The sequence below is a fragment of the Bosea sp. ANAM02 genome (assembly GCF_011764485.1).
Taxonomy (GTDB): domain Bacteria; phylum Pseudomonadota; class Alphaproteobacteria; order Rhizobiales; family Beijerinckiaceae; genus Allobosea.
Genome location: NZ_AP022848.1, coordinates 3,557,066 through 3,579,646 on the forward strand (window position 1 = coordinate 3,557,066; position 22,581 = coordinate 3,579,646).

At 66.2% G+C, this 22,581-nt stretch carries 24 protein-coding genes; 4 read left to right on the plus strand and 20 right to left on the minus strand.

Annotated elements, in window-relative coordinates:
* Positions 1-4: 4 nt before the first annotated feature.
* The 8 genes from OCUBac02_RS17095 to dusA form a co-directional block, all read right to left on the minus strand.
* Positions 5-844 (minus strand): sulfite exporter TauE/SafE family protein, encoded by an 840-nt coding sequence (locus OCUBac02_RS17095; protein WP_173047306.1) that lies wholly within the window; start codon positions 842-844, stop codon positions 5-7.
* Between the two features lie 266 nt (positions 845-1,110).
* Positions 1,111-1,833: a DUF1428 domain-containing protein gene (locus OCUBac02_RS17100; RefSeq protein ID WP_173047308.1), complete on the minus strand. Its 723-nt coding sequence runs from the start codon at positions 1,831-1,833 to the stop codon at positions 1,111-1,113.
* 83 nt (positions 1,834-1,916) lie between these two features.
* A complete protein-coding gene (locus OCUBac02_RS17105) occupies positions 1,917-2,669 on the minus strand; it encodes a DUF899 domain-containing protein (RefSeq protein ID WP_052232147.1) in 753 nt (250 codons plus the stop codon).
* A gap of 83 nt (positions 2,670-2,752) precedes the next feature.
* Positions 2,753-3,187, minus strand: coding sequence for an SRPBCC family protein (locus OCUBac02_RS17110; RefSeq protein WP_173047310.1), 435 nt, complete (start codon positions 3,185-3,187; stop codon positions 2,753-2,755).
* 16 nt (positions 3,188-3,203) lie between these two features.
* Entirely contained in the window at positions 3,204-3,548 is a 345-nt protein-coding gene (locus tag OCUBac02_RS17115) for an ArsR/SmtB family transcription factor (RefSeq protein WP_047576864.1), read from the minus strand.
* A gap of 288 nt (positions 3,549-3,836) precedes the next feature.
* Positions 3,837-4,712 (minus strand): flagellar motor protein MotB, encoded by an 876-nt coding sequence (locus tag OCUBac02_RS17120; protein ID WP_047576866.1) that lies wholly within the window; start codon positions 4,710-4,712, stop codon positions 3,837-3,839.
* Positions 4,713-4,733: 21 nt separating this feature from the next.
* The gene (gene motA / locus OCUBac02_RS17125) at positions 4,734-5,597 is read right to left on the minus strand and encodes a flagellar motor stator protein MotA (RefSeq protein ID WP_047576868.1); all 864 of its coding nucleotides are present in this window, start codon (positions 5,595-5,597) and stop codon (positions 4,734-4,736) included.
* Positions 5,598-5,815: 218 nt separating this feature from the next.
* Positions 5,816-6,841 (minus strand): tRNA dihydrouridine(20/20a) synthase DusA, encoded by a 1,026-nt coding sequence (gene dusA / locus OCUBac02_RS17130; protein ID WP_280528825.1) that lies wholly within the window; start codon positions 6,839-6,841, stop codon positions 5,816-5,818.
* Between the two features lie 309 nt (positions 6,842-7,150).
* Here dusA and OCUBac02_RS17135 point away from each other — a divergent pair, with 309 nt between their 5' ends.
* Positions 7,151-8,938, plus strand: coding sequence for an ABC transporter ATP-binding protein/permease (locus OCUBac02_RS17135; RefSeq protein ID WP_173047311.1), 1,788 nt, complete (start codon positions 7,151-7,153; stop codon positions 8,936-8,938).
* Between the two features lie 42 nt (positions 8,939-8,980).
* Here OCUBac02_RS17135 and OCUBac02_RS17140 read toward each other — a convergent pair whose 3' ends face one another.
* The 4 genes from OCUBac02_RS17140 to OCUBac02_RS17155 form a co-directional block, all read right to left on the minus strand.
* Entirely contained in the window at positions 8,981-9,811 is an 831-nt protein-coding gene (locus OCUBac02_RS17140) for an ABC transporter permease (RefSeq protein ID WP_047580561.1), read from the minus strand.
* Between the two features lie 4 nt (positions 9,812-9,815).
* Positions 9,816-10,706 carry an ABC transporter permease gene (locus OCUBac02_RS17145; protein ID WP_244638968.1) on the minus strand — a complete coding sequence of 297 codons (891 nt, stop codon included), beginning with the start codon at positions 10,704-10,706 and terminating at the stop codon, positions 9,816-9,818.
* Positions 10,703-11,770 (minus strand): ABC transporter ATP-binding protein, encoded by a 1,068-nt coding sequence (locus tag OCUBac02_RS17150; protein WP_173049650.1) that lies wholly within the window; start codon positions 11,768-11,770, stop codon positions 10,703-10,705. The genes OCUBac02_RS17145 and OCUBac02_RS17150 overlap by 4 nt, the downstream gene beginning before the upstream one ends.
* 91 nt (positions 11,771-11,861) lie before the next feature.
* Positions 11,862-13,052 (minus strand): extracellular solute-binding protein, encoded by a 1,191-nt coding sequence (locus OCUBac02_RS17155; RefSeq protein WP_173047313.1) that lies wholly within the window; start codon positions 13,050-13,052, stop codon positions 11,862-11,864.
* A 159-nt stretch (positions 13,053-13,211) separates the two neighbouring features.
* Here OCUBac02_RS17155 and OCUBac02_RS17160 point away from each other — a divergent pair, with 159 nt between their 5' ends.
* A complete protein-coding gene (locus OCUBac02_RS17160) occupies positions 13,212-13,907 on the plus strand; it encodes a GntR family transcriptional regulator (protein WP_173047315.1) in 696 nt (231 codons plus the stop codon).
* A gap of 44 nt (positions 13,908-13,951) precedes the next feature.
* A complete protein-coding gene (gene uxuA, locus OCUBac02_RS17165; protein ID WP_173047317.1) occupies positions 13,952-15,148 on the plus strand; it encodes a mannonate dehydratase in 1,197 nt (398 codons plus the stop codon).
* 209 nt (positions 15,149-15,357) lie between these two features.
* Here uxuA and OCUBac02_RS17170 read toward each other — a convergent pair whose 3' ends face one another.
* The 8 genes from OCUBac02_RS17170 to OCUBac02_RS17205 form a co-directional block, all read right to left on the minus strand.
* Positions 15,358-16,041, minus strand: coding sequence for an urease accessory protein UreE (locus OCUBac02_RS17170; RefSeq protein WP_173047319.1), 684 nt, complete (start codon positions 16,039-16,041; stop codon positions 15,358-15,360).
* Positions 16,042-16,144: 103 nt separating this feature from the next.
* The gene (locus OCUBac02_RS17175) at positions 16,145-17,182 is read right to left on the minus strand and encodes an ABC transporter substrate-binding protein (RefSeq protein ID WP_173047321.1); all 1,038 of its coding nucleotides are present in this window, start codon (positions 17,180-17,182) and stop codon (positions 16,145-16,147) included.
* A 233-nt stretch (positions 17,183-17,415) separates the two neighbouring features.
* The gene (locus tag OCUBac02_RS17180) at positions 17,416-18,294 is read right to left on the minus strand and encodes a DUF1003 domain-containing protein (RefSeq protein ID WP_173047323.1); all 879 of its coding nucleotides are present in this window, start codon (positions 18,292-18,294) and stop codon (positions 17,416-17,418) included.
* Positions 18,295-18,473: 179 nt separating this feature from the next.
* Entirely contained in the window at positions 18,474-18,812 is a 339-nt protein-coding gene (locus OCUBac02_RS17185; protein ID WP_047572597.1) for a hypothetical protein, read from the minus strand.
* 91 nt (positions 18,813-18,903) lie between these two features.
* Entirely contained in the window at positions 18,904-19,818 is a 915-nt protein-coding gene (locus OCUBac02_RS17190; protein WP_173047325.1) for a PfkB family carbohydrate kinase, read from the minus strand.
* Positions 19,819-19,872: 54 nt separating this feature from the next.
* On the minus strand, positions 19,873-20,217 hold the full coding sequence (locus tag OCUBac02_RS27575) for a PIN domain-containing protein (RefSeq protein ID WP_173047327.1): 345 nt from the start codon (positions 20,215-20,217) through the stop codon (positions 19,873-19,875).
* Positions 20,218-20,463 (minus strand): type II toxin-antitoxin system VapB family antitoxin, encoded by a 246-nt coding sequence (locus OCUBac02_RS17200; RefSeq protein ID WP_173047329.1) that lies wholly within the window; start codon positions 20,461-20,463, stop codon positions 20,218-20,220.
* A gap of 61 nt (positions 20,464-20,524) precedes the next feature.
* The gene (locus OCUBac02_RS17205) at positions 20,525-20,974 is read right to left on the minus strand and encodes a VOC family protein (RefSeq protein WP_173047331.1); all 450 of its coding nucleotides are present in this window, start codon (positions 20,972-20,974) and stop codon (positions 20,525-20,527) included.
* 104 nt (positions 20,975-21,078) lie between these two features.
* On the opposite strand from OCUBac02_RS17205, the gene OCUBac02_RS17210 reads away from it, so the two are divergent.
* Complete coding sequence (locus OCUBac02_RS17210) at positions 21,079-22,524, plus strand: cation diffusion facilitator family transporter (RefSeq protein ID WP_082009973.1); 1,446 nt, start codon at positions 21,079-21,081, stop codon at positions 22,522-22,524.
* Positions 22,525-22,581 lie beyond the last annotated feature (57 nt).

The following is a 22,581-nucleotide window of genomic DNA, read 5'->3' on the forward strand; positions in this document are numbered from 1 at the left end:
TGCCTCAGTGAATCAGCGACCAGATGAAGCGGCCGGCTACGACGAGGAGGAACAAGCCGAAGGCAATCTCGAGGCGCCGCTTGGAGAGCTGGTGTGCCAATCGCGCGCCGATCGGCGCCGTCCAGATCGAGGTCGGGATGAACAGGATCATGCCGATCAGCGAGACATAGCCGAGCGAGAGCGGCGGCAGCGTGCCCAGGGCCATCTGCGGCCAGCCCGCATAGATGAAGCCGAGAGCGCCGGGAATCGAGATCAGAACGCCCAGCCCCGAGGAAGTCGCGACCGCCTGATGGATCGGCCGGCCATAGAAGGTCATGAACAGGCTAGAGAGCTGGCCGCCGCCGATGCCCATCAAGGCCGAGAGCACGCCGATGATGCCGCCATAGGCGACCATCAGCGGCTTGCCGGGCATGTCTTCACCGAATTTCCAGCGATCCGCCGCGAAGAGCAGGCGCAAGGCCGAGATCGTCGCGACCGCGACGAAGACGATCTTGAAGAGATCGGCCGGTGCGAAGCGGGCGATCCAGCTGCCGGCGAGAACGCCGACGATGACCGGCACCGCCCAGACCTTGAGGATCGACAGATCGACGAGCCCCTTGGCCCGATGGGCATTGAAGGAGCGGATTGAGGTCGGGATGATGATCGCCAGCGAGGTGCCGACGCTGAGCGGCATGCGCACCTCCTCCGCCACGCCGATGACGCGGAAGATCTCGTAGAGCACCGGCACGATGACCGCGCCGCCACCGACGCCGAAGACGCCGGCCAGGAGGCCGGTGACAGCGCCGGCCAGCACGAGCGAGACGGCGAGGAAGGCGAGATCGCCGATGGGAATGCCAGCAAACATGACGAGAGATCCGGTGAAGCCACCCGATCTCTCGGCCATTTGGCCGGCGGGGGCAAGATGCCCTGACCGGCCGGTTGGTGAATTGGGGCCTGAGGCTACCGCGCTGTCGAGGAAACGCGGGTCATCCCGGACGCAGCGAAGCGAAGATCCGGGATCCATTTCTGAACCTCGATCGGAAGCGTTCCGGCATGGATCCCGGGTCAAGCCCGGGATGACCGCTTGGTTCCGAGGAGAAACAAACCGCTCTCGCTGGGGCCTAGGCTGCCTCAACCGCGCCCGGTGTCGAGGATCGGCGCGAAGCCGCCATAGACGACGCGTTTGCCGTCGAAAGGCATTTCGAGCGCCTGCATGCGCGGGTCCTCCATCATCTTGCCCCAGGCGGCGGCGCGGGCCTCCTTCGACGGCCATTCGACCCAACTGAACACGACCGTCTCGCCGGCCTGCGCCTTCACCGCGCCCTTGAAGTCGGTGACCTTGCCGTCGGGCACGTCGTCGCCCCAGGCGTCGACGACGCGACGGGCGCCGAATTCCTTGAATAACGCAGCGTGGTTGGCCGAGAAATCACGGTAGTCCGCCTTGCGCTCGTCCGGCACGGCGACGAGGACGCCGTCGAGATAGCCCATCGCGCCGCCCTCGCCTTCATCGAGAATCGGGGCGAACCCGCCATAGATCATGCGCTTGCCGTCGAACGGCATCGCCTCGCCCATCGCCTTCATGCGCGGATCGCTCATGATCTTCTCGTTGGCGGCGTCACGCGTCGCCCGGTCCGGGTATTCGAACCAGGAGAAGACCACGACCTCGTCCGGCGTCGCCTTCACCGCGCCCTTGAAATCCGTGACCTTGCCGTCGGGGACGTCGTCGCCCCAGGCTTCGACATGGCGCCGAACGCCGAATTCCTTGAACAGCGGCGCCGCATCGGCCGCCTGCTTGCGGTACGCGTCCTTGTTCGCAGCGGGCACCGCGACGACGAAACCATCCACATAAGCCATTACCTATCTCCCTGCTCACGGCCGCCATCCGCAGCCGTCCGATAAATGTTGATATCAACCCTCAGGATCCGAAACGGGTCCGTTCAATCGCAGCGGGAGCTCACCGCGAGCTCGGGCTGGAAGCTTGCCGCGCCGAGCGGCTTGACGGGATAGCGGTCGTGATGGCGGACCCAGTCCATGATCCCCACTTCGTTGCGCCCCTTCGGGGTCATGTCGAGGAAGTTATGGGCGCCGATCAGCAGGTCGCCGCCGCGGGCATAGGTCGAGTAGGTGTGGAAGATCTCGCCCGCGTCGTTCCGATAGAAGACGCTGAAGCCCGGCATCTCGCCGCCCTGCCCGTCATGCAGCGCGTAATTGTACTCGTAGCGGCCGGCCGCCTGCTCCTCCGGGCTCGGCGAGACGTGGAAGTCGTAGTTGAAGTCGCTGTTGGCCGATGAGACCCAGGGGAAATCCCAGCCCATGCGATGCCGGAAATTCTGGAACTCGGCGTAAGGCGCGCGCGAGACCACGACGAGGCTGACATCGTGATGCCTGAGGTGCCGGTTGGCACCGTCGAAATGATCGGCCAGGAAGGAGCAGCTCGGGCAACCCTCGCGGGCGCCGGGCCCGAACATGAAGTGATAGATGATCAACTGGCTGTTGCCGGCGAAGAGATCACTCAGCGACAGCGCACCATCCCAACCCTCGAAGGTGTAGGTCTTTTCGATTCGGACCCAGGGCAATGCGCGGCGCTCGGCCGAGAGCGCGTCGCGCCGGCGGGTCAGCTCCTTCTCGTTGGCGAGGTGAGCTTTACGCGCGGCAAGCCACTCCTCACGGGATACGATCCTGTGTTCCATCGTCTCCTCTCCTCCAAACTCCGCCGACGCGGGGCCGGCGGCTTCTTCGGCGCGGCGCGGATCAGGCCGCGGCACGCCGCCGTTCAGGCGAAATAGGCCTCGAGCTTGGCCATGGTGCCCGTCCAGCCATGGGTGTGGCCGCGGACGGCGGCATCATCGGCGAGCTTCTCGTGCAGAAGCGTCAGGATCGTGCCGTCGCCATCGGACTTGAGCGTCACGGTGACGCGCGAGACACGCTCCGGCGTCGTGATCCAGGACCAGCTGAAGACGAGACGTTCGTTCTCGACCACCTCCAGATAGCGGCCGAGCACCTCATGGCGCTCGCCGGTGTCCTCGATCATGACGACGCGATAGGCGCCGTCGACGCGCGGATCGATCTGCGCCTCCTGCGCCACGACATTCTCCGGGCCGAACCAGCGCACGAGCAGGTCCGGATCCGTCCAGGCCTGGTAAACCTCGGCCGGCGACGCCTTGAGGCGGCGCTTCATGGTGAGGCTCGGTGTCACCGGCTGATGCATGTGCCCTCTCCACCCTTCAGCTTTCGCCCTTGCGCCGCGTTTCGAGCAGCGCCTCCAGCGCGTCGAGCCGCTCGATCCAGAAGCGCTGATAGCGCGCCAGCCAGCCCATCGCCTCCTCCATCGGCTCCGCATTCAGATGGCAGGACACGGTGCGCCCCGCCTTGGTCCGCGTCAGCAAACCGGCATCCGTGAGGACGTCGAGATGCTTCATGATGGCCGGGAGCGAGACCGGGAAGGGCTTCGCCAACTCGCTGACCGAGAGCCCGTCCTCCCGCTCCAGGCGCGCCAGCAAGGCCCTCCGCGTCGGGTCCGCCAGGGCGGAAAAGGTCCGGTCGAGCTGCGCATCCTGAAACTTAACCATTGAGTTAAGTGTAAACGCGAACTGCTTCGCCCGTCAAGCCGGTCCATGAGGATGCGCGTCTGGGCGTGCCAGAGACCGCGTCTTATCGGTCGGCGCCGGTTACCCATCGGTATCGGTAGGCAAGGTGCGGACGGTCGCGTCGATGGCTGCTCGCGGCGGTTGTCCCTGATGTCGCGCAACGCATCGCGATCTCCGAGGCCATGACCGGCCTGGCATGGGTAGCCCCCTGCCCTACGCGGCATCGGATCCCGATTTCAAGGGAGCACGGAGGTGGCCAGAGGCGCCCTCTCAGGGAAAGGCGCCCGGAGGCAGCGGCGGTTCCGCGTTGAGCAGTGTGACCGTCACCCGTCGGTTCGGCGGAATATAGGGATTGTCGAGGAACAGCGGCTCGGTGTCGGAGCGTCCCACGACGGAGGTGAAGCGGTCGTTGGGGAGCCCGGCACCCGAGAGGATCTCGCGTACCGCGAGCGCGCGCCCGGCTGTGAGGCCCCAGGAATCGACGGCCTGAACCGAGCCCGGGCGGGCGGCGGCGGTGTGCCCGCTGATCGTCAGCTGATTGGGGAGCCGGCGCAAGGTGGGCGCGATCGCCTCCAGCAGGAGGCGGGTACGCTCGTAGGGCTGGACGGAGCCCTCGGGGAACATCGAGCGGCCGTTATCGTCGACGAGGGAAACGTTCACGCCATCCTTGGTCTGCTCGATCACTATATTGCGCGACAGATCGGCGATCTCGGGCATGTTCTGGAGCGCCTGCCGGAGGCTCGCGATGGCGCTGTAGTTGGCCTGCGCGCTGGCGGCCCGGCGGTTCGCCTCGCGATCGCTGGCGCCTCCCGAATTGGTCGGCCGCGTCTTGTCCTCCTGCCCGGTCGTGTCTCTCGCCGAGTCGCGGGGCGCCGACGTCTTGTTGCCCGACTTGTCCAGCGCCGTCCCCATCAGGATGCCGCCGGAGCCGCTCGTGCCGGAACTCAGAGCGGAGGTCGGCGCGAAGTATTCGGCCAGGCCGTCCTTCTGCTCCTGCGTCGTCATGCTGATCAGCCACATCAGCAGGAAGAACGCCATCATCGCGGTCACGAAATCCGCATAGGCGATCTTCCAGGCCCCGCCGTGATGCGCATGACCGGCCTTCTTGACCTTCTTGATGATGATCGGCTGGGTCGATTTGGCCATTGCGTCCTGCTGGAGATCGGGTCAGATGTTGGCGGGCAGAGCGGCGGTCGCCGCTTCCACTTCGGCGAAGGTCGGGCGGACATCGCTCATCAGGGCCTTGCGCGCGAATTCCACCGACATCACCGGCGGCTGACCGGCGATATGGGCAAGGAGCCCTGCCTTGAGCGACAGGAAATATTTGGCTTCCGCCTCGAAGGTGCTCTTCAGCGAGGCTGCCATCGGCGCGAAGAAGCCATAGGCGACGAAAACGCCGAAAAAGGTGCCGACGAGCGCGCCGCCGATCAGATGTCCCAGAACTTCCGGCGGCTCCTTGATCGCCCCCATCGTCTTGATCACGCCGAGCACGGCGGCGACGATGCCGAGTGCCGGGGTTCCGTCGGCAAGCGACTGCATGGCCGCGACGACACGCTCCTGCTCCTGATGGTGCGTCTCCAGTTCCTCGTCCATCAGAGCGTCGATCTCGTGGACGTTGTTGGCGCCCAGCGTCAACATGCGCATGTAGTCGCAGACGAACTCGACCGCGTGATGGTTCGCCGCAAAAGTCGGGAAGGCGTTGAAGAGTGTCGACTCGCTCGGATTCTCGATGTGCTGCTCGACCGCGAGCATGCCTTTCTGCTTCACGAGCTTGTACAGCGAATACTGCATTCCCAGCAGCTCGACATAGCATTCCTGCTTGTACTTGGGGCCCTTGACGATCGTGCCGAGCATGCCGGGCACGGCCTTGAGCACCGGCCCGGGGTTGCCGATGATGAAGGCACCAATCGCCGCGCCGAGGATGATGACGAACTCGAACGGCTGCCAAAGAACTTCGAGGTGGCCGCCCATCGCCGCGTAGCTGCCGAAGACGCAGACGAAGACGATGATTGTGCCGACGACCAGCCGCATGGTTTGTCACCCTCGCAACGCAGCAGGGACAGCCCGCGCGAAGCCATTACTGGTCCGACGAAATGAACGATCGAGGTTAAGGGCGAGTTTATGGCCCCTGGCGTCGGCGCCTTCACCCAAGGCGCGCGAGCCGACGGCTCTCGCCGTCTGCGATGTTCAGGAAGATGACGATCCGCCCCGCCCAAAGCTCCGAGCTGTTCGTTCGCGGACGGTCGGCCTCAGGCCGCGGCTGCCGCCTCGTGGCGCGAGACATGGGCGATGGCCGCGCGCAGGTCGTCCAGCGTCGCGTCGGCGCCGACGCAGCGCTCGGCCAGATGGCGGCGGAACAGGCGCGCGCCCGGGCGGCCCGGGAAGAGGCCGACAAGGTGACGGGTGAAGGCATGCAGGCGCCCGCCCCGCGCGAGATGTGCGGCGAGATGCGGCTCCAGCGCCTCCAGCATGGCGAAGGCATCGGCCACCGGCGCCGCCTCACCGAAGAGCAGCGGATCGACCTGAAGCAGGATCTCGGGGTTCTGATAGGCCTCGCGACCGACCATCACGCCGTCGAGCCTCTCCAGATGGGGCAGCCATTCCGAAGGCGTCTTGATTCCGCCGTTGATCGCGACCGGCAGGTCGGGATCGGCCGCCTTCAGGCGATAGGCGCGCTCGTAGTCGAGCGGCGGGATCTCGCGGTTCTCCTTGGGCGAAAGCCCCTGCAGCCAGGCCTTGCGGGCATGGACGATGAGAGCATCGACGCCGGCGGCACGCACCGAAGCGGTCAGCGCATCGAGCGCGATTTCCGGGTCCTGGTCGTCGACGCCGATGCGGCATTTCACCGTGACGGGGACCTTGACCGCCGCCTTCATCGCCGCGACGCAATCGCCGACCAGCGCCGGCTCGCGCATCAGGCAGGCGCCGAAGGCCCCGCCCTGCACGCGGTCCGAAGGGCAGCCACAGTTCAGGTTGATCTCGTCATAACCGAAATCGGCGCCGATCTTCGCGGCTTCCGCCAGCAGCTTCGGGTCGTTTCCGCCGAGTTGGAGCGCGACGGGATGTTCGACAGTGTCGAAACCGATCAGCCGCTCGCGATCGCCGCGGATCACCGCCTGCGCCGTGACCATCTCGGTATAGAGCAGCGCATGGCGCGACATCAGGCGGTGGATCACCCGGCAATGCCGGTCCGTCCAGTCCATCATCGGCGCCACGGAGAAGCGCCAGAAGCTCGGCGCGCGACCAGCTTCGGTTGTCGGGATCTCTGCGTTCAACTCTCGGCCTGCGAATGCCTGTCAGCGGTGATGCGTTGTCGCCAGATCGGCTACTCCCGGCGTCAAACGACGCCTGAACGGCGAAACTGCGGCGTATATGGCGCAAATCGCCCGGACGCGCGAGGGGCATGGCGAAAAAACCGGCTTGCGTCTTGTCCGGACCTACTCCGAAAGCCGATGGAACCGAGGCGCCGGGCTGCGGTTTGAGGAAATGGAGGCTGCCTGTCGCGAGCCTTTCCCGAGCGCGACGGCGCCTGAAAGGCGGAGTAGCACATGGCAGAGGCTCCGCAGGTTTCGCGCCGATCACGCATGCGCCAGTTTTTCCGAATCGCGCTGCGTTACTGGCGCGGCAGGACGCGCTGGCAGGCCTGGGGCCTGACACTCACCGTCCTCGTCTTCATTGCCGCGCAGACCTCCGCCGCCGTCGGCATCAACCGCTGGAACCGCTGGTTCTTCGACGCGCTCGAAAAGCGCGATGTCGGCGCCGTCTGGGCGACGACCGGCTGGCTGCCCTTCCTGCTGGCGGCTTCGGCCCTGTCGGTCTCCGGCCTCGTCGTCAGCCGCATGCTGCTGCAGGTGCGCTGGCGCGAGAACCTGACGCGCCGCCTCGGGGGCTGGTGGATCGCCGACCAGCGCTATTACCGGCTGGGCTTCCTGACCAAGAGACTGACCGCGCCGGAATATCGCATCGCCGAGGATGTCCGGCTGGCCGTCGAGCCGCTGGTCGAGCTCGCGATCGGGCTGATCACCGCCTTCGTCACGGCGGCGACCTTCGCCGCCATCCTCTGGCAGGTCGCCGGCTCGGCGGAGTTCACGCTGGGCGGCACGACGATCGTCATCCCCAGCTACATGGCGGTCGCGGCCGTGATCTATGCCGTGATCGCCTCGCTCGGCGCCTATCTCGCCGGGCGGCCGCTGGTGGCGCGCGTCGCCCACAAGAACGAGATGGAGGCGCAGTTCCGGGCCGAGATGACGCGGCTGCGCGAGAATGCCGAGAGCATTGCGCTGATCAAGGGCGATGCCGACGAACGCAGCTCCCAGGGGGAGAATTACGGGCGCGTGGTCGCAGCCTGGCTCAGGATCGTGCGCCAGCAGGGAGTCATCGCATTGGTGCTCAACACCAATGGTGCGCTGTTCCCGATCGTGCCGCTCCTGCTGATCGCGCCTAAATATCTCTCCGGCGGCGTCTCGCTGGGCGCGGTCGTGCAGGTCGTTGCAGCCTTCAGCGCCGTGCAGGCCGCGCTGATCTGGTTCGTCGACAATTTCGTGCGGCTGGCGGAGTGGTTCGCCTCGGTCACCCGCGTCGACGAGTTGGTGGAGGAGCTGGAGGCGCTGGATATCGGCACGATCATGGAGCAGGACGAGCAGATCGCGCTCGCCACGAGCGAGGACGGCGCGATCCACCTGGAGAACCTGTCGGTCGCGCACAGCAATGGCCGCGTCGTGCTGGCCGACGCCACCGTCTCCATTCCACGAGGGGCGAAGGTACTGATCGCGGGCGAAAGCGGCTCGGGCAAGAGCACGCTGATCCGGGCGCTCGCCGGCATCTGGCCCTGGGGTTCGGGCACGATCCGCGTGCCGTCCGGCCAGACCATCGCCTTCGTGCCGCAGAAGCCTTACCTGCCGCGCGGGACCTTGCGCACGATCCTGCTCTATCCGGATGCGGATCGCTCCGTTCCCGACGATGCGATCGCGGGCGCCTTGCTGCGATGCGGCCTGGGCTATCTGGCCAGGAAGCTCGATGTGGAGGACGAGGACTGGGACCGCGTCCTCTCGGGCGGCGAGCGCCAGCGCGTCGCCTTCGCCCGCCTGCTGCTTCAGAAGCCGGACATCATCGTGATGGACGAGGCGACCTCGGCGCTCGACGAGGAAAGCCAGGCCTCGCTGCTCAGCCTGTTCGACGAGGATCTGGCGGAAGCGACGCTGATCAGCGTCGGCCATCGACCGGGTCTCGAAGACTATCACGACCAGAAGATCACGCTGGAGCGTCGGCCGGCCGGCGCGCATCTGACATCGCGGCGCCTGCGCAAGTCGCTGTGGCGGCTGTTCAGGAGCCGCAGCGCCGCCAATGAGGACGAGCGGCCGGACGCCCTGTGAACTCGACGGGCGGCGCCCCGCGAGGAACGCCGCCCGTTCTCGTCACCGCTTGGCGCGGGCGACGATCTGCGTCGGATTGACGAAGCGCAGCGCGATCACGAGCCAGATCAGCGTGGTGACCATGTAGATCACCGCCATGGCATCGATCGACTGCACCGCGCGCACGCCGGCGGCGAAGACCGCATAGTAGAGCGCGACGACGAGCGTCTGGCTGGTCGGGCCGGCCGTGAGGAAGGTCAGTTCGAACATGGCGAGCGTCCTGACCAGCACCAAGAGCAGGGCGGCGAGGATGCCGGGCATGAGCAGCGGCAGCAGCACATGCACGAAGAGCTTGAAGGTGTTGGCGCCGAAGACGCGCGCCGCCGCCTCGATCTTGGTGTCGATCTGCTCGATGAACGGGATCATCACGAGGATGACGAAAGGCACGGTCGGCACGAGATTGGCGAGCACGACGCCCGACATCTGGCCGGCGAAGCCGGTCTGGTAGAGCACCGTCGCCAGCGGGATACCGAAGGTGATCGGCGGCACCAGGAGCGGCAGCAGGAAGAGCAGCATGACGAGCTTCTTGCCGGGAAAGTCGCGCCGGGCCAGCGCATAGGCCGCCGGCACGCCGATCAGGCCGGAGAGCGCCACCACCAGGAAGACGATCTGGAAGGTGACGAGCAGCACATCATAGAGCTGGAACTCCGCCCAGGCCGCCGAATACCAGCGCGTCGTCCAGCCGGCCGGCAGCCAGGTGCCGAGCCAGCGCGTCGAGAAGGACGAGGTCACCACCGTCGCGATCATCGCGAAGAGGTTGACGATGAAGAAGCCGATCAGCGTCCAGTTGGCGGCCGCCCAGAGCTTCGTCGAGAGACGAGTATCCTTGACCATGAGATCAGCCCTTTCCGCCGCCGGCAGGGCCGCGATACAGAAGCCCGCGCGCGGCCAGAACCACGACGACGATGGTGAGCTGAACCACGCCCATGATCATCGCGACGGCCGATGCCATGGAGTAGTCGTATTCCTCGAAGGCCGCCTGATAGGCCGCGATCGAGATCACCCGGGTCGGCCCCGAGGGCGCGCCGAGCAGCACGGCCGAAGGGAAGACCGAGAAGGCCTGAACGAAGCTCAGGCAGAAGGTGATCGCCAGACCCGGCAGCAGCAGCGGGAAGAGGATGTGCTTGAACCGGTCCCAGGGACCCGCCCCCAGCGTCGCGCCCGCCTGCTCCAGCGCCGGATCGATGCCGGATAGGTAGGACAGCGTCAAAAGGAAGGTGAAGGGGAAGCCGGTTATGACCAGCGAGAGCATCACGCCCCAGTAATTGTGCAGCAGCTTCACCGGCGAGGAGATGATGCCAAAGGTCATCAGCACGCGGTTGAACCAGCCCTGCGGCCCGAGATAGTTCAGCAGGCCCTCGGCGACGAGCACCGTGCCGAGCGTGATCGGGATCACCAGGATCGTGGTCAGCAGGCGCTGGTTGCGCATCAGGCGGACGCGGAAGGCGATCGGGATCGCCAGCAGCAGCGTCGCGATGGTCACGGGAAGCGCGAGCCAGAGCGTCGTCGCGATCGTCCCGTAGAGGAAGCGATCGGAGAAGAAGCGCTGGTAATTGGCGAAGATGCCGCCCTGCTTCGGCTCGAAGGACAGGAAGAGCCCGTAGAGGAACGGGTAGATGAACAGCGCCAGCAGAAACAGCACCGCAGGCAGGACGAGCAATGTCAGCCCGTCGAGCCCGCGCGCCGCCAGGCGCTGCTTCAGCGGAATGGAGAAGGTGTCGGTGCTCACGCCGCCCCTCCATAGACGAGGACGCGGTCCGGATCGGCGGCGAGCGTCACCGCTTCGCCCGGGGACAGCTTGTCATGGGCGAGGAAGGACAGGTCCGTGCCATCCGCCATGCGGGCGAAGCCGACGAATTCGCGCCCGCGGAACTCGGTCGAGACGACCTGCGCCTCGAGGCCGGGCTGACCAGCGGCGACCGGATGCAGATCCTCCGGGCGGATCGCCAGATAGCCGTCGGCACCGGCGGAGACCGCCTCGCGCGCACGACCGGAGAGCTGCGCATCGGCCACAGTGACCGCCGCCTTGCCGTCTCCGACGGAAGCGACCTTGCCCTTCACCTTGTTGCGGAAGCCCATGAACTCGGCGACGTCGAGATGGTCCGGCCGCATGAACAGGTCTTCCGGCGTGCCGACCTGACGGACCTGGCCGTCACGCAGCACGACGATGCGGTCGGCGAGCGAAAGCGCCTCCTCCTGGTCGTGGGTGACGTAGATCGTGGTGGCGCCGAGCGTGTTATGGATGCGGCGGATCTCGGCGCGCATCTCCAGGCGAAGCTTGGCGTCGAGATTCGAGAGCGGCTCGTCCATCAGCACCAGGGGCGGCTCGACGACGATGGCGCGCGCGATGGCGACGCGCTGCTGCTGGCCGCCGGAGAGCTGGCCCGGCAGCTTCTCGGTCTGGCCCTGCAGACGCACCAGCGCGGCGGCTTCCGCGACGCGCCTGTCGATCTCGGCCTTGGGCACGCCGCGCATCTTCAGGCCGAAGCCGATATTCCTGTTCACGCTCATATGCGGGAAGAGCGCGTAGCTCTGGAAGACCATGCCGAATCCGCGCTCTTCCGGGCGCAGCGGATCGATGCGCTTGTCGTCGAGCCAGATGCCGCCTCCGGTTGCCGGGAGCAGGCCCGCGATCAGGTTCAGCGTCGTCGACTTGCCGCAGCCGGACGGGCCGAGCAGCGCGATGAACTCGCCCTTGCCGATCGTCAGCGAGACGTCCTTGAGCGCGTTATGGGTGCCGAAGTCACGGCTCAGACGGTCGAGCCGAAGCTCGCGGAACGAGGCTGCGTTGATGGTCATGGCTTCCGGATGGATCTGAGAAACGGGATCGGAACAGCAGGCGGCGGGCCCCGGATCAAACCGGAGCCCGCCGCCGCGATCACAATTACTTCTTCTTGGCGCCGCCGACCTGCTCGTCCCAGATGCGGAAGGCGATCACCATCTTGTCGGGGTTGAGCGGGGTTTCCATCGGGTTGTCGGCGATCAGCTTCTCGTATTCGGGCCGGCCGAACTCGGCGATCGCCTTCTGGCTGGAGGCCGGGGCCATCGAAAGCGGCACGTCCTTCACGGCCGGGCCCGGATAGAAATAGCCCTCGTCATAGGTATAGGCCTGCTGCGCGGGCGTCAGCATGTGGCGGATCAGGTCGAGCAGCACGTTGAGCTTCTCGTCGGAGACGCCCTTCGGGATCATCATGTACTGGGCGTCGGTGACCCAGTGGAAACCCTTCAGCGGCTGGATCTTGGCCTCCTTCGGCACGATGCCGAGCACGCGCGGGTTGATGTCCCAGCCGGTGGTCGAGACGATGATGTCGCGCGAGCCGTCACCGAGCTCCTTCATCGTCTGGCCGGTGCCGCCCGGATAGTACTCGATGTTTTCGCCGAGCTCCTTGAGATAGGCCCAGGTCTTGTCCCAGCCCTTTTCCGGGTCTTTCGGATCCTTGTCGCCGAGGAGATAGGGCAGGCCCATGATCCAGGTGCGGCCGGGGCCGGAATTGGCCGGGCGGCCGTAGAAGAAGCGGTTCTTGTTCTGCTTGGTCCAGGCCAGCAGCTCCTCGGCCGTGGTCGGCACCTGCTTGACGCGGTCCGGCATGTATTCGAGCAGCGGGCCGGAGGGGTAATAGACCATCGCCATGGCCTGACCTTGCCCGAGATTGTGCATGGCGAGCGCCGGCTTGAGGTAGATGTCCTCCGGCTTCGGCAGTTCGGCCTGCAGGCGTGGCAGCAGATCGACCCAGAGCTTCTGGTCGATGCCGGCCGAAAGTACGTCGAGGCCGCCGATTACCATGTCGATGTCGAGGCGGCCGGCATTCTGCTGGGCCTTGATCTTCGCCGGCAGTTCGGGCGCCGGGGCCTTGGTGAAGACCATGCGCGAGACGGCCTTGGGATTGGCCTTCGGATAGTTCTCCAGCGGCGTCTGGACGAGGGCGAGCGCCCCGCCGACATCGATGATGCTGATCGTCAGCGGCGAGGCCGGCAGCTTGAGCTGCTGCGCGAAGACGCCGGGCGCATGCGCAGCGACGCCGAGGCCGGCAACGCCACCGATGAAATGACGCCGATTGATGCTGTCGTGAGCCATGATTTCTCCTCCAGATGCGGGGGCCCGCTTACGAGCCTTATTGTGTTGCGCCAGCCCGACCGACCCGATCCGGCCCCGTCCCTCGCCCCGGAACCTGCGAAGTTGACGCAGCCCCCGGTTGATCAGTATCCTAGTATACTAGTCGTCGAGAGCTTGGCAATGGCCCACCCTGCAACCCGTCACAGCACGGACCAGATCTACAGCGTTCTGCGCAGCGACGTGATCAGCGGCGTGCTGAAGCCGCGTGAAGCGATGTCCGAGGCGCGCATGGCCTTGCGCTTCGGCGTCAGCCGCACGCCCGTGCGCGAGGCGTTCAAGCGGCTGGTCGACGAAGGCTTCCTCGTCGCCGTGCCGCAGGTCGGCACCTTCGTCGCGCCGATCGACCTCGCCGCCGTGCGTGACAGCCAGTTCATCCGCGAGACGCTGGAATGCCGCACTGTCGTGCTGGCCGCCCAGCGCATCGGCGATGCCGATTGCCGCCGGCTCGCGGCCCAGGTCGAAGAGCAGGCCGAGGCGGTCCGGCGCGGCGAGCGCTCCGAGATCTTCCGCCTCGACGAGGTGTTCCATGCCGAGATCTCGCGTATCGCCGGGCACCGCGCCGTCTGGAGCATGATCGAGGGCGTGAAGGCCCAGATGGACAGGGTGCGCTGCCTTTCGCTGGAGACGCCGTCCTGGTCCGAGGTCATCCTGAACGAGCACCGCATCATCGCCGCCTGCATCATGAAGCATGACGCGAAAGGCGCGGAAGCCGCGATGCGCGCGCATCTGCGCACCGTCTTCGCGACGATCGACACGATCGCGAAGGACCATGCGGACGCCTTCGACGATTCCCGCCTCGCGCACGAAGCCTCCTGACACCGTTTCCAGCACAGCCGCATTTCTCACAAGGACAACAAGACATGGAACAATGCTGGCGCTGGTTCGGGCCGGACGATGTCGTGACTCTGGCGCAGGCCCGGCAGGCCGGCGCGACCGGCATCGTCAACGCGCTGCACCAGATCCCCTATGGCGTGGTCTGGAGCGTCGAGGAGATCGAGAAGCGCCAGGCCATCGTCCGCGCCGACAAAAGCCTCGGCCTCGAATGGAGGGTGGTCGAGAGCCTGCCGATCCATGAGAGCGTGAAGATCGGCGAAGGCGATCTCGAAACCGTCTTCGAGAACTACCGCCAATCGATGCGCAACCTCGCCGCCTGCGGGCTCGAGGTGATCTGCTACAATTTCATGCCGGTGCTGGACTGGACCCGCACCGAGCTCGCCCACAAGCTACCTGGTGGCGGCACGGCTTTGCGCTTCAACCTGCATGAGTATGTCGCGCTCGACCACTTCATGCTCAAGCGCAAGGGCGCCGACGAGGGGCATTCCCCCGAGGTGATGGACAAGGCCAGGGCCTGGTTCGAGGCATCCTCGCAGGCCGATCGCGACCGCCTGCTTTCAAGCGTCATGGCCGGCCTGCCCGGCGCCTTCGACCGCTACGACCTGCCCGGCCTCGCCCGCATCCTCGATCGCTATGCCGGCATGACCCATGACAAGCTGCGCGCCAACCTGAAGCGCTTCCTGGAGGCGATCATTCCGACCGCCGAGGAGGTTGGCATCCGCCTATGCATCCATCCGGACGACCCGCCGCGCTCGCTCTTCGGCCTGCCCCGCATCTGCTCGACCGAGGACGACATCGCCTACATCCTCGGCGCGGTCTCATCGCCCGCGAACGGGCTGACGCTCTGCTCGGGCTCGCTCGGCGCCAATCCGAGGAACGATGTGCCGCAGATTGCGCGCCGCTTCGCCGACAAGATCTGGTTCGCGCATCTGCGCAATGTCGCGAAGGATCCGGACGGCTCCTTCATGGAGGCCGAGCATCTCGGCGGCGACACCGACATGGTCGCGCTGGTCGATGCGCTGATGGCCGAGGAGCAGCGCCGCAAGGCTGCCGGTCATAAGCACTGGCAGATCCCGATGCGGCCGGACCACGGCCACGAACTGCTCGACGATGTCGGCAAGGGCAGCTTCCCGGGCTACCCCGCCGTCGGGCGCCTGCGAGGCCTCGCGGAGCTCCGCGGCGTGATGACCGCGCTGGCGCAGGTGAAGGGCTACGCGGCGTGAAAGTTCGCCGTTGACATGAAAGGCGCGGGATCCCCTCTCCTGTAAGGAGAGGGGTAGGGGTGAGGTGTCGGCCGCTGGACCAGCAAAGCGCCAGCTTCACCGCCACAGCGACCACCTCACAGCAAATGCGGTGAGCGGCCTACCCCTCACCCTGCCCTCTCCCTACGGGAGAGGGTTCCCTGCGGTATCCGCGCCGTCTGGAAAGCACCTCAGTGATCGTGGGAGTGGCCCTTGTGGCCATGCGCGGCGCCATGGCCGTGACCATGATCGTGGTGACCATGGCCGTGATCGTCGTGATCATGGCCGCAGCCGCAGCCCTCGCCATGGGCATGCTTGTGGTCATGCTCGTGCTTGTGGCCATGCGCGTGATCATGGCCATGGTGCGCGTGATCATGTCCGTGGCTGTGATCATGGCCATGCTGGTGATGGTCGTGCCCGCAGCCGCAATCGTCGCCATGGGCGTGGTGATGGACCTCCGCCTCCGGCTGGAACGGTCGCTCGACCACCGACATCGAACAGCCCTGCCCGCGTACCAGTTCGCCGAGCGCCGCATCGTTGGGGACATAGAGGGCATCGGGCGTCATTTCGGCCGGGACGTGATGGCCGCCGAGATGCCAGGCGAGGCGTACGAGCCGCAGAGGGTTCTCGGCGCGGATTTCCAGCAGGCTTTCCGGCGCGGCCTTGATCCGAACCAGCGTGCCGTCTTCCAGCTTCAGCGCGTCGCCGTCGTTCAGCACCGTCGCCCTGTCGAGCGCGATCGCGAGTTCCAGCCCACCCGTCGCGCGGACGCTGACGCCGTTGATCGCGCGGTCGCGGTGGCCAAGCGGCAGCGTATCGACGACGCGCTCGGCCTTGACGGCGGCCTTGCGGAGAACGGAGGTGGCGCGAAGCATCGATGCGATCCCATGGCTTGGGGCTCAGGCGTCACGCGCCCGGATCGCAGCTTAGTAGCACAAACCGGCGGCCGTGCTACCAAGCCTGGATGTCACAGGGGCCTCAGCGCGGCAGCGCCTTGACCTCGGTGTCGAACTTCTTGAGCAGGCGCGAGCGCTCGGCCGGCGAGCCCCAGCGCGGGGTGTCGTAGTCGATCAGCTTCATCTCGGCGAATTTCGGCGCATCCGGCGAGAGCAGCGAATTCTTGTTCGACGGGATCGAATTGATCTTCAGCTTCGCGTTGATGTTCTGGGCATCGGGCGAGAGCGTGAAATCGACGAACTTGCGCGCGGCTTCCGGGTTCTTGCCGCCCTTGATGATCGAGACCGAGCCGGTTTCGTAGCCGGTGCCTTCGCAGGGAGCGACGGTCTCGATCGGCGCGCCCTGCAGCTTCTGCGTGAGCATGTCGTGGATGAAGGCGATGCCGACCGCGGTCTCGCCGAGCGCGGCCGCCTTGACCGGGGCGATGCCGGACTTGGTGTATTGGCTGACGTTCTTGTGTAGGCTCTTGAGGTATTCGAAGCCCTTCTCCTCGCCGAGGCGCTGCACCGTCGTCGCCAGGAAGACATAGGCCGTGCCGGACGAGCTGGGATCGGCGATCTGGACCTCGTCGCGCAGCTTGGGATCGAGCAGGTCGGCCCAGCATTTCGGCGCGGCGATACCCTTCTTCTTCAGGACTTCGGTGTTGTAGCCGACGCCGAGCGCACCGAGATAGATGCCGTTGGTGCGAAACTTCGACTGCTCGGCATGGCGCTGCGCCCAGTCGTGCAGTTCCGGCAGCTTCGGCGACTTGTACTCGTCGAGCAGACCTTCGCCGGCCGCCTGGAGATGTGGTTCGCCCGGCCCGCCCCACCAGACGTCGCCGCGCGGATTGCTCGCCTCGGCCTTGACCTGGGCATAGACCTCGCCGGTGCTCTTGCGGACCATCGAGACCTTGATGCCGGTCGCCTTCTCGAACATCGCCGCGCCCTCGCGGCACTGCTCCTCGAGGATCGAGCAATAGACCGTGACCTGCCCCTGGGCGAAGGCCGGCTGCACGGCCGCCGCGAGCGCCAGACCGGCAAAGAGCGCGCCGACAGGCGCAAAACGCGAAGCAACCATGATGATCCTCCCGATCGGATTCGTTTGCCGACGAAATGACCGGCGGGAGCGCGGGGAGTCAAGCGAGGGGGACTGCCGCTGAAACACACGACGTTCGTAAAGAGCAGGTCATCCCGGACGCAGCGGAGCGGAGATCCGGGATCCATGCCTGAACCTTGACCGGCAGCGCTCCGGCATGGATCCCGGGTCAAGCCCGGGATGACCGCGCGGTTCCAATAGACCAGTCGAGCGGGCTAATTCTCGCCTTCCGGCTTGTCAGCAGCCCCCGCTTCGGCCGGCTTGGCGCGCTTCTTCTTGGCGGCCGGCTTCCTGCGGCGCTTCGCCCGCGCCTTCGGCAGTTGCGCCTCCTGCAGCATTTCGAGCTGCACCTGCTGGATTTCGGCGAGACGCTGCCATTGCCGGGTGACGAGATGATCCATCTTCTCGTGCAGGTGGCGGATTTCGAGCTCGGCCTTGAGATTGACCTGATAGTCGTTGAGCGAACGCAGGCGGTCCTTCGATTCCTGCCGCTTCTGGCTCATCATGATGATCGGCGCCTGCACCGCCGCGATGCAGGACAGCACGAGGTTCAGCAGGATGAAGGGATAGGGGTCGAAGGCCTTGACCTCGCCCATCAGGCCGTTGATCCCCATCCAGACCACCAGCACGAAGCCGAAGCTGATCAGGAACGCCCAGGAGCCGCCGAAGCTCGCGAGATTGTCGGAGAAGCGCTCGCCGAGCGTGCGGTGCTCCTCGAAATCATCCTCGGTATTCTCGGCGATGGTCTCCTGCCGGGCGATGCTCTCGGCGACCTCGCGGTCGAGGTCGGAATATTCGCCGTGCTCCTCGCGCAGGATCTCCTCGACATAGCGCGTGCGGTAACGCGCGAGTTCCTTGATGCTGATCAGTGCGTGATCGGGCAGATCGGGGAAGTCGGCGCGGATATGGTCGGCGAGCGCGGGACGCAGCGTGCCGATCTCGATGAGATTCTTGCGCGCCAGTTCCTGCCCGCTGATGGCGCAGATTCCGCGCTTCTTGCTGGCCGGACCGGCGAGGCTCGCCGGGTCGACCGCGGTCGCAAGGGCGCCCGATGGCGCCTCCGCGACCTGATCGTCATCCTGTTGCTGTGTCATTCCCTGCCCGTCGTCGCGTCTCAAGCCTTGCGCAGATTGCACCTGCTTCCTGCGCGGATACCAGCATCCGAACAAGCCCGACCTATGGCGCGCCCCGAAACGAGAGCGCCCGGCGAGGCGGCTGCCTCTCCGGGCTCATGGTCGTCGTGGGGCCGCAGGCGGCCGGTTCCGACGCGGCTTCAGCCCCTCGGCTTCTCGTCCTTGCCGGCCTCGTCGGAATCCGCGCCCTCCTCTTCGGATTCCTCGGTGTCTTCGTCCTCGACCTCGTCTTCGTCGTCTTCCTCATCCTCGTCGTCGAGGTCGAGATATTCGTAACCGAAGACGATCTCGCCGGTTTCCGGATCGAAGGCGCTGGCCGAGGAATCCTCGAAGGCCTCGATCAGCAGTTCGGCATCCTCGGCTCCGTCGACATCGAAGCGGCGCACGGCCTCCTCGCCATCGGCCCTGAGGACCAGCTCGATCGACCAACCCTTGCCCGTGGTGTCATAGATGCATTTCAGACCCTGGATCGCCAGCATGGTGCTCTCTCCTGAGCGCGGCAGCGCGCGCCGGGTCAGATGCCCGATGCGCGTGACGGCTGCGCGACGTTGGAGAGGAAAGCTGAATCGGCTAGGCGCCGGCCTGCGCCAGGAAGCGCTCGACTTCGTCGCGCTTCGGCGCGCCGCTGCGCCCCCCGAAGCGGGTGCATTTGATCGCCGCCGCCGCCGAGGCGAAACGGATCGCCGCCGGCTCGGCCTGCCCTTCGGCCAAGGCCAGCGCGAAGGCCCCGTGCCAGACATCGCCGGCGCCCAGCGTGTCGACGGTGTCGACGATGAAAGCCGGGCTATGCCGGACCTCGTCTTCCTCGACGAAGAGCACACCACCCTTGCCGAGCGTGACCGCCAGCCAGCTCGGGACCCCGGCCGATACCTTGGCAAGGCCGGCGCGCGGATCCTCCTCGCCGGAAATCTCGCGCAGGGCCTGCTGGCTGAAGGCGACATGGCTCGCCGTGCCCACCAGATCGGGATGTGGTGGCTTGCGGTCGCCATCGAGCACGCCGGGTACACCGGCTGATCGCGCGAGCTTGAGGGCGGCGAGCGCCCCCTCCCCCCAGCGCGTATCGGCGAGCACGGCACCTGCGCTCGCCGGAAGCTCGGCAGGTAGCCAGGCGACATCCTCCGGCATGGCCGGATCGGAATAGGAGATCACCATGCGCTCGCCTTCTGCATCGACGAGAATCGCCGAGACCGGTGAGCGCAGGCCGGCAACGCGGCGGGCGAAGCCGGCATCGACGCCTTCCGATTCGAGATCGGCGACGATCTGGTCGCCGGTCAGGTCATCGGCGAGCCGCGTCGCCAGCCAGCAGGCTCCGCCAAGGCGGGCGATCGCGACCGAGGCGTTGCCGGCGCAGCCGCCGCCGACGACGGCGAGCCCGCGCGAGCGGTACTTCTCGCCGCGCGTCGGCATGGTCTCGACGCTGTAGACATAGTCCAGCGTCGCGATGCCCAGGCAGAAGACGCCGGCACGGACAGGTTCACGAGCCAAAGCGCTGCCCTTCGATATCCGTATGGATGAAATCATTGCCTTTGTAGGCGAGCTTCAGACCAGCGCCGCGGGCGGAGGCATAGGAGAAGCAGTCGCCCATGTTGAGGCGTGCCGGGTGGCCGGAGAGATAGGATATCGCGTAGCGCAAAGGCTGGCCAAACGACCGGTCTCCGTATCGACAGGCCGCATTTCGGCTTGAATCGACGTCAGAAAATCCATCGCCGCGTCATGGGCTTCGTCGAAGCGGATCTTACGCAGCCTTGCGATGCGGGACGACGCTTCAAACACGGCCAGCGGCGATGTCGCCAGCCTCTCGCTTTCGACGATGGCTGAGTGGATCGCTTCAGCTTCTGTCTCACCAGCCAGCACAGCGACCAAGACCGAGGCATCGAGAAACATTCAAAGCTCACCTGACTCGCGATCGAAGAATTCCTTATGCGTCATCCCGTCGTCCACCACCGGATGATCGGCAAAGCGCTCGCGGACGCGCCTGAAGGCCTCATCGACCTGCCGGCGCCGCTCCTCACGGCGCTTCAACTCGCGCTCGACGGCCATGCCGATCGCCGCCTGCAGGCTGATGCCGTCGCGCTCCGCGAGTTCGCGGACCATGCGATCGACCTTCGGGTCCCGAACGAGAATACCCATCGCAACCTCCATGATATCACCAGATGATATCATGGAGGCTATCACTGGACAAACGCGGCGATCACCAGCTCCCGGTGTTCTGCATGCTCGCCCACGGCTCTGCCGGGGGCTTCGGCTCGCCCTTCTGGAGCAGTTCGATCGAGATGTTGTCGGGCGAGCGGATGAAGGCCATGTTGCCGTCGCGCGGCGGGCGGTTGATGGTGACGCCAGCCTTCATCAGCTTGTCGCAGGTCGCGTAGATGTCGTCGACCTCATAGGCGAGATGGCCGAAATTGCGGCCGCCGGTATAGGTCTCCGGGTCCCAGTTATAGGTCAGTTCCAAAGTCGGGCTGCCGCGCGAGGCACCGGCCTTCGCCGCCGCCAGATCGTCGGAGGCTGCGAGGAAGACCATCGTGAAACGGCCCTTCTCGTTCTCGATGCGGCGGGTTTCGACCAGGCCGAACTTGTTGACGTAGAAATCCAGCGCCTGATCCAGATCGGTCACGCGCACCATGGTGTGGAGATATCGCATCGTCTTTCCTCGTTGAGGGGCGGCAGGGTTGATCCGTTTCCTAAATCAGGCAAGAGCATCGGTACTCCGGACCAACTCGCCAAGCCATCTGAACAGGACGCGCCATGACGACAACGCAAGACGGGCCGGCGACGGCACCGGCCGTGCGCGCCACGCCCGCCCAGATCGCCCAGATCAAGCAGCGCGCCGCCATTCTCTCGGTGATGGCGACGATCCTTCTGACGGCGGCCAAGATCGTCGGCGCCATCCTCTCCGGCTCGCTCGCGCTGCTGACCGACGCTCTTCAGGGGCTGGTCGATGTCGGTTCGACGCTGTTCACCTGGTTCGCGGTCCGCGCTTCCGACAAGCCGGCGGACGACGAGCATCATTACGGCCACGGCAAGGTCGAGGCGCTCGCAGCCCTCGTCGAGACCGCGATCCTGTTCACGCTCGCCGGCGCGATCCTGTGGGAGGCCGGCAACCGGCTCTGGACCAATGTCATCGCCCATGTCGAGGTGACGCCGATCGTCATCGGCGTGCTCGTGCTCTCGATGATCGTCGACGCGATCCGCTGGCGCTCGCTGACGAAGGTCGCCAAGGAAACCGGCAGCGAGGCTCTGGCCGGCGAGGCGACGCATTTCTCGGCGGATTTCGTCGGCTCGGGCCTGGTGCTGATCGGCCTGATCGGCGTCTGGTACGGTTTCGAGCGGGCCGATACCGCGGCCGCCTTCGCGATCGCGGCCTATACCGCCTTCTCGGCCTATCGCCTCGCCCGGCGCGTGCTCGACACTTTGCTGGATGCGGCTCCGGAAGGCGTCGGCGAGACCCTGCGCGAGGTTGCGCGCGGCGTGCCGGGAGTCGTCGGCATCAACTGGCTGCGCGTGCGCCCCGCGGGTGGGCGCGTCCATGGCGAGATCGGCATCAGCGTCTCACGGACGCTGCCGCTCGACCGCGTCGTGGCGATCAAGGCGCAGCTCGGCGAGGCATTGTTGCAGGCCGAGCCCGGCGCGGAGATCACGATCACGGCCGACCCCGTGCAGGTCGACGACGAGACGGCGCTGGAGCGCGTGCTGCTGATCGCGCTCAAGCTCAAGATTCCGGTGCATCACGTCACCGTCCACTCGATCGGCGAGAAGCTGTCGGTGAGCATGGACATGGAGGTCGACCAGAGCCTGCCGCTCGGCGAGGCCCATGAGATCGCAACCCGGCTGGAAAGCGCGATCCGGGCCGAATTCGGCGGCGAGACCGAGGTCGAGACCCATATCGAGCCGATGGAAACCGGCCAGCCCGCAGGCCACAACGCAGCCTGGGAAACGGTCGAGGATATCGGCAAGGCGCTGGCGGGCGAGGCCGCCAAGGTGGCCGGCCCGATCCACGACATCCACAGCGTGCGCGTGCGCCAGACGGCCAAGGGGCTGGTGGTGAACTACCATTGCCGCGTCGACCCGGCGCTGGACGTCGCTGCCGTGCATCACGCGGTCGATGCGATCGAGCGCGCGGTGCGCCTTGCCCGCCCGCAGGTCTGCCGGCTGGTGAGCCATGCGGAGCCGGCAGTGCCGGCGACACCCTAGCCGTCATTCTCGGGGGAAGCGCAGCGCAGACCCGAGAATCTCTTTCCCAAGGAGGCT